General features: G+C 69.3%; 13 protein-coding genes. 9 read left to right on the plus strand and 4 right to left on the minus strand.

Going from position 1 to position 14687, the window contains the following annotated elements:
* Positions 1-3 precede the first annotated feature (3 nt).
* From Q664_RS13650 to Q664_RS13665, 5 genes are all read left to right on the plus strand, one after another.
* A complete protein-coding gene (locus Q664_RS13650; protein WP_043394423.1) occupies positions 4-1077 on the plus strand; it encodes an NAD-dependent epimerase/dehydratase family protein in 1074 nt (357 codons plus the stop codon).
* A 117-nt stretch (positions 1078-1194) separates the two neighbouring features.
* Complete coding sequence (locus tag Q664_RS13655) at positions 1195-2460, plus strand: hypothetical protein (RefSeq protein ID WP_043394424.1); 1266 nt, start codon at positions 1195-1197, stop codon at positions 2458-2460.
* Between the two features lie 57 nt (positions 2461-2517).
* Complete coding sequence (locus Q664_RS13660; protein ID WP_084609840.1) at positions 2518-3159, plus strand: hypothetical protein; 642 nt, start codon at positions 2518-2520, stop codon at positions 3157-3159.
* 51 nt (positions 3160-3210) lie between these two features.
* Positions 3211-3984, plus strand: a complete 774-nt coding sequence (locus Q664_RS52030) for a hypothetical protein (protein ID WP_152622082.1) — start codon at positions 3211-3213, stop codon at positions 3982-3984.
* 111 nt (positions 3985-4095) lie between these two features.
* Positions 4096-4851, plus strand: a complete 756-nt coding sequence (locus tag Q664_RS13665) for a head GIN domain-containing protein (protein WP_043394426.1) — start codon at positions 4096-4098, stop codon at positions 4849-4851.
* Positions 4852-4866: 15 nt separating this feature from the next.
* On the opposite strand, the gene Q664_RS13670 is transcribed toward Q664_RS13665, so the two are convergent.
* From Q664_RS13670 to Q664_RS13680, 3 genes are all read right to left on the minus strand, one after another.
* A complete protein-coding gene (locus Q664_RS13670; RefSeq protein WP_052518060.1) occupies positions 4867-6207 on the minus strand; it encodes an alkaline phosphatase family protein in 1341 nt (446 codons plus the stop codon).
* A 4-nt stretch (positions 6208-6211) separates the two neighbouring features.
* Entirely contained in the window at positions 6212-6844 is a 633-nt protein-coding gene (locus Q664_RS13675) for a hypothetical protein (protein WP_043394428.1), read from the minus strand.
* 283 nt (positions 6845-7127) lie between these two features.
* Positions 7128-9086 (minus strand): trypsin-like serine peptidase, encoded by a 1959-nt coding sequence (locus Q664_RS13680; protein ID WP_043394430.1) that lies wholly within the window; start codon positions 9084-9086, stop codon positions 7128-7130.
* Positions 9087-9190: 104 nt separating this feature from the next.
* On the opposite strand from Q664_RS13680, the gene Q664_RS13685 reads away from it, so the two are divergent.
* Together Q664_RS13685 and Q664_RS56320 are read left to right on the plus strand one after the other, a co-directional pair.
* A complete protein-coding gene (locus Q664_RS13685; protein WP_043394527.1) occupies positions 9191-9679 on the plus strand; it encodes a YqaA family protein in 489 nt (162 codons plus the stop codon).
* 64 nt (positions 9680-9743) lie between these two features.
* Complete coding sequence (locus Q664_RS56320) at positions 9744-11375, plus strand: pre-peptidase C-terminal domain-containing protein (RefSeq protein WP_084609842.1); 1632 nt, start codon at positions 9744-9746, stop codon at positions 11373-11375.
* 54 nt (positions 11376-11429) lie between these two features.
* Here the strand turns inward: Q664_RS56320 and Q664_RS13695 are convergent, their stop codons facing one another.
* Entirely contained in the window at positions 11430-12605 is a 1176-nt protein-coding gene (locus tag Q664_RS13695; protein WP_052518061.1) for an AI-2E family transporter, read from the minus strand.
* Positions 12606-12722: 117 nt separating this feature from the next.
* Between Q664_RS13695 and Q664_RS13700 the strand changes: the two genes are divergently transcribed.
* Together Q664_RS13700 and xdhA are read left to right on the plus strand one after the other, a co-directional pair.
* Positions 12723-13133: a hypothetical protein gene (locus Q664_RS13700; protein WP_043394432.1), complete on the plus strand. Its 411-nt coding sequence runs from the start codon at positions 12723-12725 to the stop codon at positions 13131-13133.
* A gap of 99 nt (positions 13134-13232) precedes the next feature.
* Positions 13233-14684, plus strand: coding sequence for a xanthine dehydrogenase small subunit (gene xdhA / locus Q664_RS59985; protein WP_043394434.1), 1452 nt, complete (start codon positions 13233-13235; stop codon positions 14682-14684).
* The last annotated feature ends 3 nt before the right edge of the window (positions 14685-14687 follow it).

The following is a 14687-nucleotide window of genomic DNA, read 5'->3' on the forward strand; positions in this document are numbered from 1 at the left end:
GTCATGTCCATCGCCATCGTCACCGGCTCCGCGGGGCTCATCGGCTCCGAGTCCGTCCGCTTCCTGGCGGAGAAGGGGCTCACCGTCGTCGGTATCGACAACGATCTGCGCAAGAGCTTCTTCGGGGAGGAGGCCAGCACCGATTGGAACCGCCGCCGGTTGGAGCAGCAGGTGCGCGGCTACTCCCACGTCTCCGCCGACATCCGCGACGAGGCGGCCATGGAGGCCCTGTTCGCGAAGCATGGCCGGGACATCGCGCTGATCATCCACTGCGCCGCGCAGCCCAGCCACGACTGGGCGGCCAAGGCCCCGCTGGTGGACTTCACGGTCAACGCCAACGGCACGCTGGTGCTGCTGGAGAAGACGCGGCGGCACTGCCCCGACGCGGTGTTCATCTACCTCTCCACCAACAAGGTGTACGGCGACACGCCCAACCGCCTGCCGCTGCGGGAGACCGAGACGCGCTGGGAGCTGGACACGAGCCACCCCTACGCCGAGCACGGCATCGACGAGAGCATGAGCATCGACGCCAGCATGCACTCGTTGTTCGGCGTGTCGAAGGTGTCGGCCGACCTGATGGTGCAGGAGTACGGCCGTTATTTCGGGATGAGGACGGCGTGCTTCCGCGGCGGGTGCCTCACGGGTCCCGGCCACTCCGGCGCGCAGCTCCACGGCTTCCTGTCCTATCTGGTCCGCTGCGGGGTGACGGGCACGCCCTATACGGTGTTCGGCTACAAGGCCAAGCAGGTGCGCGACAACATCCACTCCCATGATCTGGTCAGCGCCCTGTGGCACTTCTTCCAGAAGCCGCGCGTGGCCGAGGTCTACAACATGGGCGGCAGCCGCTTCTCCAACTGCTCCATGCTGGAGGCCATCGCGCTCACCGAGAAGATCTCCGGCCGGCGGATGAACTGGACCTACGTGGACGAGAACCGCGCCGGGGACCACATCTGGTGGGTCAGCGACGTGCGCCGCTTCCAGAGCCACTACCCGGATTGGAAGTACGAGTACGGCCTGGAGCGCACGCTGCGGGAGATCCACGACGCGATGGTGGAACGCACCGCCCAGAGCGCCTGAGAGAAGGAGCGCACGTCCGGCTCCCCGCCCTGATACACCCGAGCCGCGCGACATAATCCCACCCCTCCACCCGTTGCGTGGAGAGGGGTCCGGGCTCGAGCGAGACGAGAGGACGACATGGGTGTGAAGCTGCTGCTGGCGGGCTGGTACGGAGGCGATGGACTCTTCTCGGCGCCGGAAGCCCCCTGGCCCTGGCTGCGGCGGGTGGAGCGTTGGGTGCGAGCTGCGGCGGAGGAGCTGCTGGAGAGCTCGCGCACGGTGGAGGGTCCCCGGGGTCCCATCCTGTTCCTGCGCCTGCACCCGGCCGCCGAGGAGGTGGCCATCGTCGCCGCCGGGCAGGGGCGGGTGGTGGTCCTGGCCAATACCTCCATGGTGGGGCCGGGCTATCACCGCTACCTGTGCGATCTCCTCCATGCCCTGGGGGACGCGCTCCGCATCGACTGGGCGGACCCGGCCCTCACCGTCGCGGGAGTGGGAGACCCCACGGGGTATTTCCACACCGGGGATCCGAGTGACATCGCCCCGTGCATGCTCGGCTGGCTGGGGACCATGGCCGGCCGGGTGTTGGACTTCCGGAGACATGGCCACTCGGGGGCCACGCTCTCGCTGCGGCCCGGACACGGCTTCGAGCACCCCGGTGCGCTGCTGACGCCCATGGGCCCGCGCGACGAGGCGTGGCTGCGCGCCGTGCACGAGGATCCGCTGCGGGGCCGGGACATCTTCCCGTGGTGGGAGCCGGGCCAGGGCGCCTCGACGAAGCTGGGCCGGGCGCTGAGCCTCATCTGGACGGAGATGGTGTGGCGGCCGCCGTTGCTCGAGGAGGAGCGTCACCGCTTCCGCGAGGTGGCCCGGTTGCTGGAGTCCGCGTGGCGGGAGGCTCCGGAGCTGTCCTATCCCTGGCGCGAGTGGCAGCAGGTGTTGGGGTATCTCGGCGTGGGGGGGACGTTGGCGGAGGAGGTCTCGCGCCGCGCGGTCGAGGCTCCCGTGGGGCCGCTCATCGGCTACCGGCGGGGTGCGGTGCAGGTGACGTTGCCGGAGGGGTGGGAGATTCGCATTCCCGGTTCACTCGCCGAGCAGCGTCTGGCCGATGGGAGTTGGGTGGCGCGCGATCACCGCCGCAGCGTGCGCTTCGTGCCGTTGCAGGATGATGTGCAAGGCATTGCGCCCGGCCCCGAGGAGTCGCTGCCGTATGAGTTTCAGCACCAGGGCGAGCGGGTGAGTGGACGGGCCACGCTGCACGTGGAGCCGGGGGAGTGTCGGCTCACCGCGCTGTGCGAGGCGGGCACGCACCGCGCCCTGTGCGTGGTCAGCTTCGACGACCCGGAGGAGCAGGACTGGGCGCTGGGCACCTGGCGCTCGCTGGACCACGCCGCGGCGGCGTGACGCCGTCCACGTGCCGGGTGTTTGCCGCTCTTCGAGACTTGTCTCTGATGATGGGCCATGGCAGAGAGCACGGCCCCCATGCTCACCGGCGAAGCGACGACGTTCTACTCCACGAGAACCCGCATGGTGGCGCTCAGAGCACTCGCGCCATGCCTGGCCCTGCTGCTGGTCTCCTGCGGCAGCACCCGCCATACCTCATCCCCACGTGCCGACGAGTTGAGCGAGTTCGTGCTCATCATCGAGGAACATTCGGATGGTCGGGTTCGCCACTCCTGGCAGCGGGCCACTGAAATAGATCTGCCTCGGTACGACCCGCCCTCCATCCAGGGCAGAACCCTGGGGAGCATCGTGCTCGCTTCTCGTCGCCCCAGGGATTGCGACCAAGAGCAAATCGACTGCGTTCGTGCGTGCATGAAACGCAGGCTTCCCACCAATTACAGCCACATCAAGCGCGGAGATGGTAGCAAGAAACAGTTCTGTGAAAATGAGTGCTTGAACGAATACATGGAGTGTCTGGAGCTACAGAAGTCGCGTGCCCTGCAATTCTCCGCCGTGAATGATGCGGTCGAATGGCTGAAGAGAAACCGCGAGGGACTTCTCCTTGGCTCGGTGGTCATCATCGCCGGTATTGCATTCGTGACTGTCTCCGCAGGCGCGGGAGTGGCTGTCCTCGCACCCGTGGTGCTTGTAGCGGGCTGAGAGAGCATGAAACCTGATCTCATCAAGGGCACCTTGGTGGTGTTGCATGCGGTGGAGCGGCATGCGCTTTCTTCGGAGCAACATGACGCGCTCAGGCACTCCAGGCTCCTTCTCCACTTCATCCTTGGGAGCGAGGAGGAGGGCATGTTCAAGGCTTTTCTCGAGAACGTCGACACGGCGCCTCCACCTCTTGTCCTCTCTTTCGCGACGAAGGACGAGGCAGACAACTGGCTGCTGAATCATCCCGCCCCGCCTCACGGTGCTGTTATCGGAGTGGCGAGTGAACGCTATCACGTCGCCTATTCGCGCCAGCTCGAGTACCGCAACTTGCTTCGCCTGCCCTCTGAAGCGGAACTGGCGCAAATGGAGGAGTCCGAGGACGAAGGGGAAGATGCCGCCGAGGATGAGACGGAGCCTCCCAATCCCTTCGAGCGCACGAGATTCAGTCTCTTCGAACTCTACAGATGGGCCTGCTTCCATCTCCATCCGATGGAGCAGCGTATCTCCTCACCCGAGGAGCGCGAGGCCATCAGGACCACCAGGATTGCCTTCGATTTCGTGATGTATGTGGGAGAGGAGCACGGCTTCGAGGATTTCCTGCGGAGCCTCCACGCCGCCAGAACCTCACGTCCTCTCCAATCCTTCGCGACCCGGGAAGCGGCGGAGTCCTGGTTGGAGACGCAGCCCGAGCCCCCGCCTCCCGCCGTGGTCGCCATTGGCGGTGAGCTCTACGCCGTGGGGTACAATCGTAGGCGTGAGGTGCGCGTGCTGATTCGCATCCCCCAGCAGCGGGAACTGGACGCTGGGCCGCCCGCCGCAGTCTGACCCTGACGTCATTGCCGCTTGTTTCGCGGGCCCGGTGACAGTTCCTGGCCGCCACGGTGTTTCAGCCACCAGAGGCCGGCGTCACCGGCCAGGACTTCCGGGGGTCAGCGGATGAAGCGTGTTTCTCGTGGGCTGTGGGTGGGCATGTCGTTGCTGGTGGTGGCCGTGATGGGTTGTCGTCTCGGGCCCTCGGTGCGGGGCAGCGGCCAGCTGGTTCAGGAGGAGCGGCAGCTGTCCGGGTTCACGTCGATCGAGGTGCATGACGGCATCGCCCTCACGGTCGTGGTGGACCCGAGCCAGCCATGGAATGTCCGCGTGGTGGGGGACGACAACCTGGTGCGGCTGATGCACACGGAGATCTCGGAGTCGGTCGGCCTTCACGTCTTCTTCCACCCGGAGGAAGTGGGGAACTGGAGCTCGCGCAATCCCCTGCGGGTGGAGGTGACGATGCCGAAGCTTCAGGTCCTCTCGCGTTCGGGCGGGGGCTCGGTGGACGTGAGCGGGAGTGTCACCGGTGTCAACGATGACGGGTCCGTCACCGTGGCGGCGCACGGTGGCGGCACTGTGAAGGTGCGGGGCCTCGCAACCACCTCCCTGTCCCTGGACGTGAGCGGAGGGGGAGACGTGACGATGGAGGGGCGCACCCTCCAGATGAAGAGCACGATGTCCGGAGGCAGCGTGCTGTGGGCGCGCGAGCTCTCCGTGCAGGAGGCCACGCTCGACTCCAGCGGCGGCGGCTCCACGGAGCTCGAGGTCACCAACGCGCTGCGCGTGACGGCCTCCGGTGGAGGCGATGTCCGCATCATCGGCCGGCCCACGGTGCTCCTGGAGGACCTCAGTGGCGGCTCGACGCTCAGCTTCGAGTAGCCGCCAGCGCCGTCTTCAGGGCTCCAGGGGGGCGCCGACCAGGTCCGGGTATTTGGCCGAGGTCGCGATGGGCCCCTCGTGCTGGAGCAGTTCCCGGGCCGCCTCCTGGAAGGCTCGCTCGTTGGGCGCCTGGGGCCGCCGCTTCATGAGCGGCATGGGCGGAACGGGCCGTGGCGACCGGGTGGGGACGGGCCGTTGGGCCGGTGCATCGGCGAGCGCCTCGGACAGGCTGCGGATGCCCTGGGCCCTGCGGTGGGTGACCGAGGCCGAGTAGTCCTCCGGGCCCGAGCCGAACTTCTCGGCGAGCAGTTGCAGGATGGAGGTGTGGTCCAGGTTGCCGTGGAAGGCCTTGCCCGGTTGGACCCAGGGCGACACGAGCAGCCCGGGCACCCGGGGGCCCGTCGTCCTGAAGGGCTCCGTGAAGAGCGCTCCCGGCGGCGGTGGGTTGTCGATGGGCAGCGGCGGCACGTGATCGAAGAAGCCGCCGTGCTCGTCATAGGTGTGGATGAACAGCGTCCGGGCCCACTTCGCCGGGTTGCTCGTGAGCGTCGTGTACACCCGGTGCAGCAGTGCCTCACCATGGTCGACGCGGGCGAGCGGATGGTTGCAGTTGGGCGGCGCGTCCGACCAGAAGAAGTCGAAGTAGCGCGGCTCCAGGAAGATGACCTGCGGCGCCTGGTCCGGAGGCTCGTGCAGGATGTCGTGCGCGAGCTCGCTCATGGGGCGGTATTTCATCCCCACCAGCTCGTGGAACCGCCCGAACAACAGGAAGAAGGGCGGGCCGTCATGGTAGACGCGCCACCGGACGCCGTGCTGGTTCAGCCAGTCGAAGACGTGCTCGCGGTTCGGAATGAGCCGGGAGCCCGTGTCCTCGATGAGCGTGGTCCCCGTGAAGGCCATGCAGCGGTTGGGTTGCGTGTCCGTGGGCAGGGGCGTGAACCAGCGATCGCACACGCAGTACTCCCGGGCCAGGAAGGACGTCATCCAGGCGCCGTTCGAATCGAAGTACCCCATCGGGGGCGGGTGCTCGGCCTGGTGCTGCGTGTATTGGAAATAGGCATCCACGAAGCCCGACATGCGGAACTTCTTGCCGCTGGAGCTCCGCGCCATCTGCACGCCCACCAGGTGGCGGCTGTGGGGGGGATCCCGGATGACCGACACCTCGTCGCCGATGAGGAAGGGCCGGTAGACGCGGTTCTGGAAGACGTTGGCGTAGCGCGGGTTGGTGTCGGGGTTGCGCAACCCGTCCACGTCCGACTGGGGATTCTCCAGCGACAGGTGCCCGAGCATGTGATCGAAGGACCTGTTCTCCAGCATCAGGATGACGATCGTCCGGAGTTCGTCGAGCGCGGCCATGGTGTCACCTCGGGCACGAGAGCTGGAGTTTGATGATCAACCGGCCATCCACCGACTCGAGCGCGTCCTCGCAGCTCTCGCCCTCGTCGAGCGGGACGCGCAGCCGCCAGAGTCCCTGGGCCGGCTGTCCTTCGAAGGCCGGTGCGGTCGCGCCCTCGGCCACCGGCTCGGACGCCTCGCCCTTGCTGATGTGCAGGGTGCGCACGTTCATGTTCATCACCTGCCCGATGCGCACGTTGGGCGAGATGTGGCTGCCATCCAGTTGGAAGGAGGACTCCAGCCCCGTCCGCGCCGAGCACGTGAAGCGCCCCTGGCCCTCGGCGTCGACGATGCCGTACTCGAGCTCCTTCGGCGGGGAGAGCACCTCGCTCTCCGTCATCTCCTTCTTCAGCCCGAAGACGCGGGAGACCTCCAGGCGGAAGGTGGTGGGCCCGCTGATGGTGACCGTCTGCTGTCCGGAGTTGTCCTTCCCGCCGAGCTTCGCCACCTCGGGGGAGGACTCGAGGCGGACGGGCCCGTTCGTCTCCCAGCGCAGGGTGACCTCGTCGCCGGGGCAGGCCACCGGAGGCGAGGTGGTGAAGTGGTGGATGTGTGGCTTGGGGCAACCGCCCAGCAGCGCCGCGAACAGGACGCTCACCAGGAGTCCGACCGGACGGCCTCGTGACCCCCTCCGGGGGCCCTGGCTCGATGTCTCGCTCATACCTTCCCCGTGTCCACCCGCGTGGGTGGGTGGTAGTCGCGCCGTGAAGCGGAGGCGCCCCAGGAGGATGATGGATGGCGCCCCCGTTGTGACGGGGCTCCGGCCGCGACTCTCCTGTACCTGACAGGAGAGGGGGCGGGCACCCCGGGCGAGGTCCGTGAGAAGTTGTCCAACTGTTGGACAAGTTCTCGGAGAACGCGCCCGGACCGGAGGCTCTGCCCTACTGAACGGTATAGACCACCGTGCCGCCGCAACTGCGATCGCCGGCGCAGCCCGCGCGGAGCTGGTACGTGCCGCCCGCGCCCGCGGGGACGGTGTAGCGCAGGTGCGAGAGCGAGCCGCACGCGTTGTCGTTGGCGGCCACCAGGGAGCCGCTGGAGGTGTAGAGCCGCAGGAACGTGTCGCCGCTGCCGGACGCGCCCGCGAGGGTACAGGTGCCGAGGGTGATCGTCTGACCCGCGGCCGCCGTCACGTCGCGGTGGGTGGTGTCGCGGGTGGCGTTGTGGGTGCTGCTGGCGGTGTAGGTGAACGACGCGGTGACGGGGCCGGGCGGCGGGGGAGTGGCGGTGAGTTTCCACACCACGGTGCCGCCGCAGCTGCCGCTGGAGTAGCAACCGGCGCGGACCTCATAGGTGCCGCCCTTGCCCGCGGGCACCGTGTACTTGAAGTACGAGGAGCGGCCGCCGCAGGAGTCGTCGTTCGATGCCGCCTGGACGCCCGCGCCATCGTACAGGCGCAGCCAGGTGTCTCCCGTGGCGGTAGCGCCCGTGAGGTTGCAGGTGCCCACCTCCACCACGTCCCCCGCGTTGAAGGTGAGGCGCTTGTTCACCGTGTTCCGCAGGGCGCTGTTGGTGTGGGTGGCGCTGTAGGTGAAGGACTGGACCGGAGGAGGCGGTGGCGGTGGGGGAGGGGGCTCGCCACTGGGGCCCCACGGGTCCGGGCACGTGGCGCCGCGGAGGGCGCACGCCGGCAGGCTGCTGCCCAGGTGGGTGATGATCTCCTGGATGGGCACGCCGCGGTTGGGGCAGTGGGCGCAGTGATGCAGCGACACCACCTGGTGGTCCGCGTAGCCAATCACCGGCGAGCCCGAGGAGCCGCCCTGGGTGTCCGCGTGGTAACCCACGTCGTTGGGGCCCCCGCTCTGGCAGGCCAGCTCGTCGAGGCTGTACACCTCGGCGTAGCCGGAGGCATCGGCCGTGTCGCTGGAGGTGACGGCGATCTTCTTCCCGTACGCCGCCGGGTGCTGGGGGACGTAGATGCGCTCGTTCACCACTGCCCCGGTGGGGCGCAGTTGGAGGAAGCCGTAGGTGCTGGTGGGGTTGGTGGGCAGCCTCACCAGCGTGTAGTCGCGCGGGGCGTCCGTCTTCACCAGCGTGGCGCTGGTGGCCACCACCGTGCCCGGGCATGCGCCCCAGGAGCCGCAGTGGGTGGCGCAGGTGGCGCCCTCGGCCATGAACTCGTAGCTGGTGTTGCGCGCGTCCGTGTCCGTGGCGATGCAGTGGTTGTTCGTCAGCAGGTGGCCCTGGTTGCCCACGAGCCATCCGGTGCAGGCGCTGGAGCCGTTGATGAGCAGGCGCGCCACCGCCCGGCTGTGCTGGTAGAGCCGCGGCTCGCTGCTCTCGTAGCACCGTGCCTGGCCGGAATCGTCCGCGCCGCACAGGGCCTCGGCCTGGGCGCCGTTCGTGCCCAACTCCTGCGCGGTGTAGCCGCGCGCGTACTTGTCGATGCGGTAGCCGTACTGGTTGAGCACGCCCCGGCGCTCCACCACCGGGCCGTGCAGCTCGATGATGGCGGTGTCTCCGGGAATGGGGATGCCCCAGAAGCCATCCCGTGCTCCCGGGTGCGTGTTGTCGTAGCGCCAGGAGCGTGTGCCGTCCGGTGACCGCACGAGGACGTAGTCCCCCTCCTCGAGCGCCAGCGTGTCGAAGTGCGGGGCGATGTACGAGGCTCCGGGATGGGTGAGCGTTCCGGTGTGGAGCGCCCCGGTGACGGCGTGCCGCTCCGCCGCCGCGTACGGGTGCGGTGACTCGAGGCGGCGCACCACCTCCTCGCCCACCTTCTGGATGCTCTGCGACGCGGGGGAGGCCTCGCACACCGGTCCGCTCCCGGACGGCGCGGCCCCCGCGGTGGTGCCGAGCGCGAGGCTCAGGGCGAGACATGCCAGTCGGATGTTCTTCATCGCGGCTCCGGAGCTGTGGGGGGTGGGCCGGAAGGTAGAAATGGGCAGGTGGGCCTCCACCCCTCCCGCCTGTCCGCCCGGGACGTCCTAAAGTGGGCGCCACGATGCCGGACGCGTCCACGCTGGCCGACTGGGGATTGCCGGGGCTCTTCCTCGTGGCGATGGTGGCCGGCTCGGTGCTGCCCGCGCCCTCCGAGGCGGTGCTGGCCGCGCTCGTCTATGGCGGTGTGCCTCCTGCGCCCGCCGTGGCCGTGGCCACCGTGGGCAACGTGCTCGGCGCCCTCACCCTCTATGCCCTGGGCCGCTGGGTGGCGCGCGGAGGGGGGGGCCCGGTGGGACGCTGGGTGCAGCGCCGCCGGGAGCGCGAGGGCCCCCGGTTGGCTCGAGCCCAGGCGCGCCTGGCCACCTGGGGCGCCCCGGTCCTCGCCCTGGCCTGGGTGCCCGTGGTGGGGGACGTGTTCGTGCTCGCCGCCGGCCTCGTGGGCGTGCGCTGGGCGCCTTTCGTCGGCTTCGTCACGGTGGGCAAGGGCCTGCGCTACCTCTTTGTCGCGCTTTCCGCCCTCGCGGCGGCTCCCGCTGGAATTTCACCGTGAGGCTGCGATGATGGGGCCGTTGTCATCCCCAGCGTCCGCATGTGGCGGGCAGGAAGTGTTTGCAATGCGACAGTCCTCCTCCTTCTCGAAGCGCTCGGGCCTGGGCCCCTGGCTTCTGGTTCCACTGCTCACCCTGGTCCTCGCCGCATGCGGTGAGGGCGCCGCCGTGGACCCTCGGGAGGAGTCCGCGAACGAGGAGCTGTCCACCGGCGGGGCCTCGCTCGCGGAGTTCCGGCTGCGCGTGATGGCCGCCAACATCACCAGCGGCAACCTGCAGAGCTACGACCCGGGCCACGGCACCCGCATCTTCCAGGGCACGAAGCCGGACGTGGTGGCCATCCAGGAGTTCAACTTCGGCAACAACTCGGCCACCGCCATCCGGGGCTTCGTCGACACCGCGTTCGGCTCGAACTTCTACTACTACCGGGAGACGGGGGCGCAGATCCCCAACGGCATCATCAGCCGCTACCCCATCATCGCCTCGGGTGAGTGGACGGACACGCAGGTCTCCAACCGCGACTTCGCCTGGGCACGCATCGACATCCCCGGTCCGAAGGATCTCTGGGTGGTGAGCGTGCACCTGCTCACCTCGGGCAGTGGCGTGCGCAACACCGAGGCGGGCAACCTGGTCAACTACATCAAGGCCAACGTTCCCGCCGGGGACTATCTGGTCATCGCCGGTGACTTCAACACCGACAGCCGCTCCGAGTCCTGCTTCGGCACCTTCAGCCAGGTGGTGACCACCAGTGGCCCGCACCCGGTGGACAGGAATGGCCGCGAGGGCACCAACGCGAGCCGCTCCAAGCCGTACGACAACGTGCTGGTGGACTCGGATCTGCGCGCCTACCAGACGGCCACCGTCATCGGCTCCAGCTCCTTCGCCGCGGGCACGGTGATCGACACCCGCGTGTACTCGCCGCTCTCGGAGATCTCCCCGGCGCAGTCGGGTGACAGTGGCGCCACCAACATGCAGCACATGGCCGTCATCAAGGACTTCCTCCTGCCGGGGGATGATGGGACGCCCGTGGCGAGCGTGAGGGTGGGCTCGCCCAACGGCGGGGAGAGCTGGGCGGGGGGCAGCAGCCAGGCCATCACCTGGACGTCGAGCGGGGTGAGCAACGTGAAGCTCGAGTACACGACGAACGGGAGCACGTGGAACCTCATCTCCGCGAGCACGCCGGCCGCGGCGGGCAGCTACCCCTGGGTGGTGCCGAACACGGCGACCACGGCGGCGAGGGTGCGGGTGAGCGACGCGGCCAACGCCACCCTCACCGACTCCAGCGACGCGGCCTTCACCCTCACGGTCTCGTCCGGCCCGGGGCCCACCGGCCCCATTACCGTGGAGACCGAGTCCAATGACACCGCGGCGAGCGCCAGCGGCCGGGTGGGAGCGGGCACCGCCGTGAGCGGGAGCCTCTCCAGCGGTACGGACGTGGACTGGTTCAAGTTCACGGTGACCGCGCCGGGCACCGTCACGGTGAAGCTGACCATGCCGGGCAGCGTGGACCTGGACTGGTACCTGTACACCGAGACCGACCTGAACTTCTTCGAGGCGCGCGGCTACACCACGAGCAACCCGGAGGTGGGCACCTACAACGCGCCCGCCGCGGGCACGTACTACGTGAAGGTGGTGGGGTACGCGGGGGCGACGAGCAACTACTCGCTGCTGGTGACGGGGGCCGGCGTCCAGCCGTAGCCCTCCGCGGTTCCTCGACGGCTCCCGGGTGCGCCGTGGCCCCCGGGAGTCCCGTCAGTGACGGTGGCTGTCCAGCAGGTGCTCGTCCGAGTGGACTCCGGCGGGCTCGAACTCCTCGCCCTCGGCCACCGTGGGCTGGTTGCGCGGAGGCGTGGCGGGAGCCCCAGGGCGGGGGGAAGGCCGGCCGTAGTCGCGCTCGTAGATGCGCAGCACGGCGAGGAAGAAGGCCACGATGAGGGGCCCCAGCAGCAGGCCGATGGCGCCGAAGACGGCCAGGCCGCCGAGCAGCGAGAAGAAGACGATGGCGCCGTGCATGTGCATGCCGCGTTTGGCCAGCAGCGGCTTGACGACGTTGTCGGAGAGCCCCACCACGATGACGCCCCAGGCGGCCAGCACGATGGCGGCGATGGGGTGGCCGGTGGCGAGCAGCAGCAGGGCGGCGGCCACGCACACCACGGCGGCGCCGATGGCCGGGATGAGGGCGAAGAAGAACGTCACCGCCGCGAAGAAGACGGGGACCGGCACGCCGGTGATGAGGTAGCCCACCAGGGCCGCCACCGCCTGCACGCCCGCGGTGAGGATGGTGGACACCAGCACCGACTTGGTGACCTTGCGGAACTCCATCAGCAGCTCCGTCGTCTGTCCGTCCTTGAGCGGCGACACGCTCTCCAGCCACGCCACGAGCTGCCTGCCCTGCACCAGCAGGAAGTAGAAGGCGATGAGCATCATCACCGTCTGGAAGACGACCGTACCGGTGGTGGCCACCACTCCGCCCACCGTCTGGGCCGCGGTGGCGCCCCGGGCGGAGAGCTGCTCCTGCAGGGTCTGCCACAGCCCGGCGCTCCGCGTCTGGAAGCTGTCCAGGAGATTCGAGGCGTGCTCCTTGAACGGGCCAGGGACATAGGCCACCAGCCCCTCCAGTCCCCGCTTCTCCACGATGCCGGTGATGAACGCCACCCCCTTGGCGATCTCGGAGACCATGAAGGCCGTGAGGCTGGCCAGGGGCGCGAGCAGCGCCACGATGACGCCCAGGCAGATGAGGCCGGCGGACAGCCCGCTCTTCCCGCGGACGTGCCGCGTCAACCACTGGTGCAGGCCATGGAGGGCCCCGGCGAGCACCGCGGCCAGGAAGAAGGCCTCGAAGAAGGGGGAGAAGACCCACAACACCAGGGCGATGGACAGCACGATGAGCCCGATGAGGACCCTCCGGGCGCCTTGTTCAGTGGCCATGGCCGGACGATGGGGGTGCTCCCCGGTGGGCGGTAGGGGTGGGGGACGGCTGGTTGTCCGCTCGCGGAGGCCGCTCGGCCCTTGGGTAGGCAGGCAGGCCGGGTAGAGTGCGCGCCCATGCCGGCTTTCGACTCGAACCTCTTCCCCCTCTGGCTCGTCCAGGTGCTGTGCTCCCTCTTCCTGGCCATCACCTTCCTCCAGTCCGGACTGGACAAAGTCATCGACTGGAAGGGCAACCTGGGGTGGCTCACCGGACACTTCGCCAAGAGCCCCCTGCGCGGGGTGGTGCCGCCCATGCTGGCCACCATCACCCTGATGGAGCTGGCCGCGGGCGCCGTGAGCGCCGCCGGGCTGGTGGCCCTGGTGCTCTCCGGGGGCACCCGGGTGGCCATGTGGGGCGCGGCCCTCTCCGGGCTGTCCTTCGTGGCCCTCTTCTTCGGCCAGCGCATGGCCAAGGACTACGCGGGCGCCGGGGGCCTGGTGCCGTACTTCCTCGTCACCCTGGTGGCCCTGCTGGTCCTTCGCTGACTCCCCTGGCGCCCGGTTGTCAGCGGCCGGGTTCCCGCGGGCGCGAGCCGTAGTAGGCTGGCCCCCCGGCCCTTCCTCCGAAGGGACCGGAGGAGGCCCATGGAACGCCTGCGCTTCTTCCTGAATGACAAGCCCGTCGAGGAGACGGGACTCTCTCCCACCACCACGCTGCTGCGCTACCTGCGTGACCGGGTGCACCTCACCGGCACCAAGGAAGGTTGCGCCGAGGGCGACTGCGGGGCCTGCACCGTGGCCGTGCTGGAGCACGACAGCCAGGGGGCGCCCGCCCTGCGCGCGGTGAACTCGTGCCTGGTGCTGTTGCCCATGGTGCAGGGCAAGCGGGTGTACACGGTGGAGGCCCTCAAGGAGGGCGGCAAGTACCACGTCGTGCAGGAGATGCTGGCGCGCGAGCTGGGCTCCCAGTGCGGCTACTGCACCCCGGGCATCGCCATGGCCATGCTGGAGGCCTGTCACCGCCGGGACATGGACGAGCCCTGGAAGCTGGACGCGCAGATGTGCGGCAACCTCTGCCGCTGCACCGGCTACCGGCCCATCCGCGAGGCGGCGAACCAGGTGGCCGGCCTGCGTCCCCAGGACCGTTTCGCCCGGGCGCTCGCGGAGGCGCGGCCCGAGCCCATGGCACTGGCCTACGAGGCCGGGGCCCAGCGCTTCTTCACCCCCGGCTCCATGGACGCCCTCTGGGACGTGCTGGACAAGCACCCCGACGCGCGCTTCGTGATGGGCGGGACGGACCTGTCGCTGGAGGTGACGAAGCGCTACGCCGAGCCTCCGCTGCTGGTGTCGCTGGAGGCCCTGCCCGAGCTGCACGTGCTGGAGCCCCGTGGCGGCGGACACCGCCTGGGCGCCACCGTGTGGCTGACGGACCTGGAGGACTATGCGCGCGTCGCGTGCCCGCCCCTGGAGCGGATGCTGCGCTACTTCGGCTCGCGGCAGATCAAGAACCGCGCGACGGTGGGCGGCAACCTGTGCACGGCCTCGCCCATCGGGGACATGGCGCCGGTGCTGCTCTCGCTGGGAGCCGAGGCGGTGCTGCGCTCGCGGGCCGGCGAACGGAGGGTGCCGCTGGAGGACTTCTTCCAGGGCTACCGGCGCACGGCGCTCGGACGCGGCGAGGTGCTGGCGTACGTGGACGTGCCGGCGCAGCCGGAGGGCGCGCGGGCGCTGGCGTACAAGGTGTCCAAGCGGCGCGAGCTGGACATCAGCGCCGTGTCCGCGGGCTTCCGGGTGGTGGTGGACGGGGAGGGGAAGGTGACGGAGGCGCGGCTGGCCTACGGAGGCATGGCGGCCACGCCCGCCCGGGCCCGGCGCACCGAGGCCGCGCTGGTGGGCCAGCCCTGGACGGAGGCCACCGTGGAGGCGGCCCTGGCCCGGCTGGACGAGGACTTCAAGCCACTGTCCGACCATCGCGGCTCGGCCTGGTACCGCGCGCAGGTGGCGAAGAACCTGCTGCGCGGCTTCTTCCACGAGACGCTCTCCACGCCGGTGCCCCGGCTCGCGGAGGGCCACTCGGCCACGGTGCAGGTGAGGTGACCC

This window comes from Archangium violaceum Cb vi76 (assembly GCF_000733295.1).
In the GTDB taxonomy this organism is placed as follows: Bacteria; Myxococcota; Myxococcia; order Myxococcales; family Myxococcaceae; genus Archangium; species Archangium violaceum.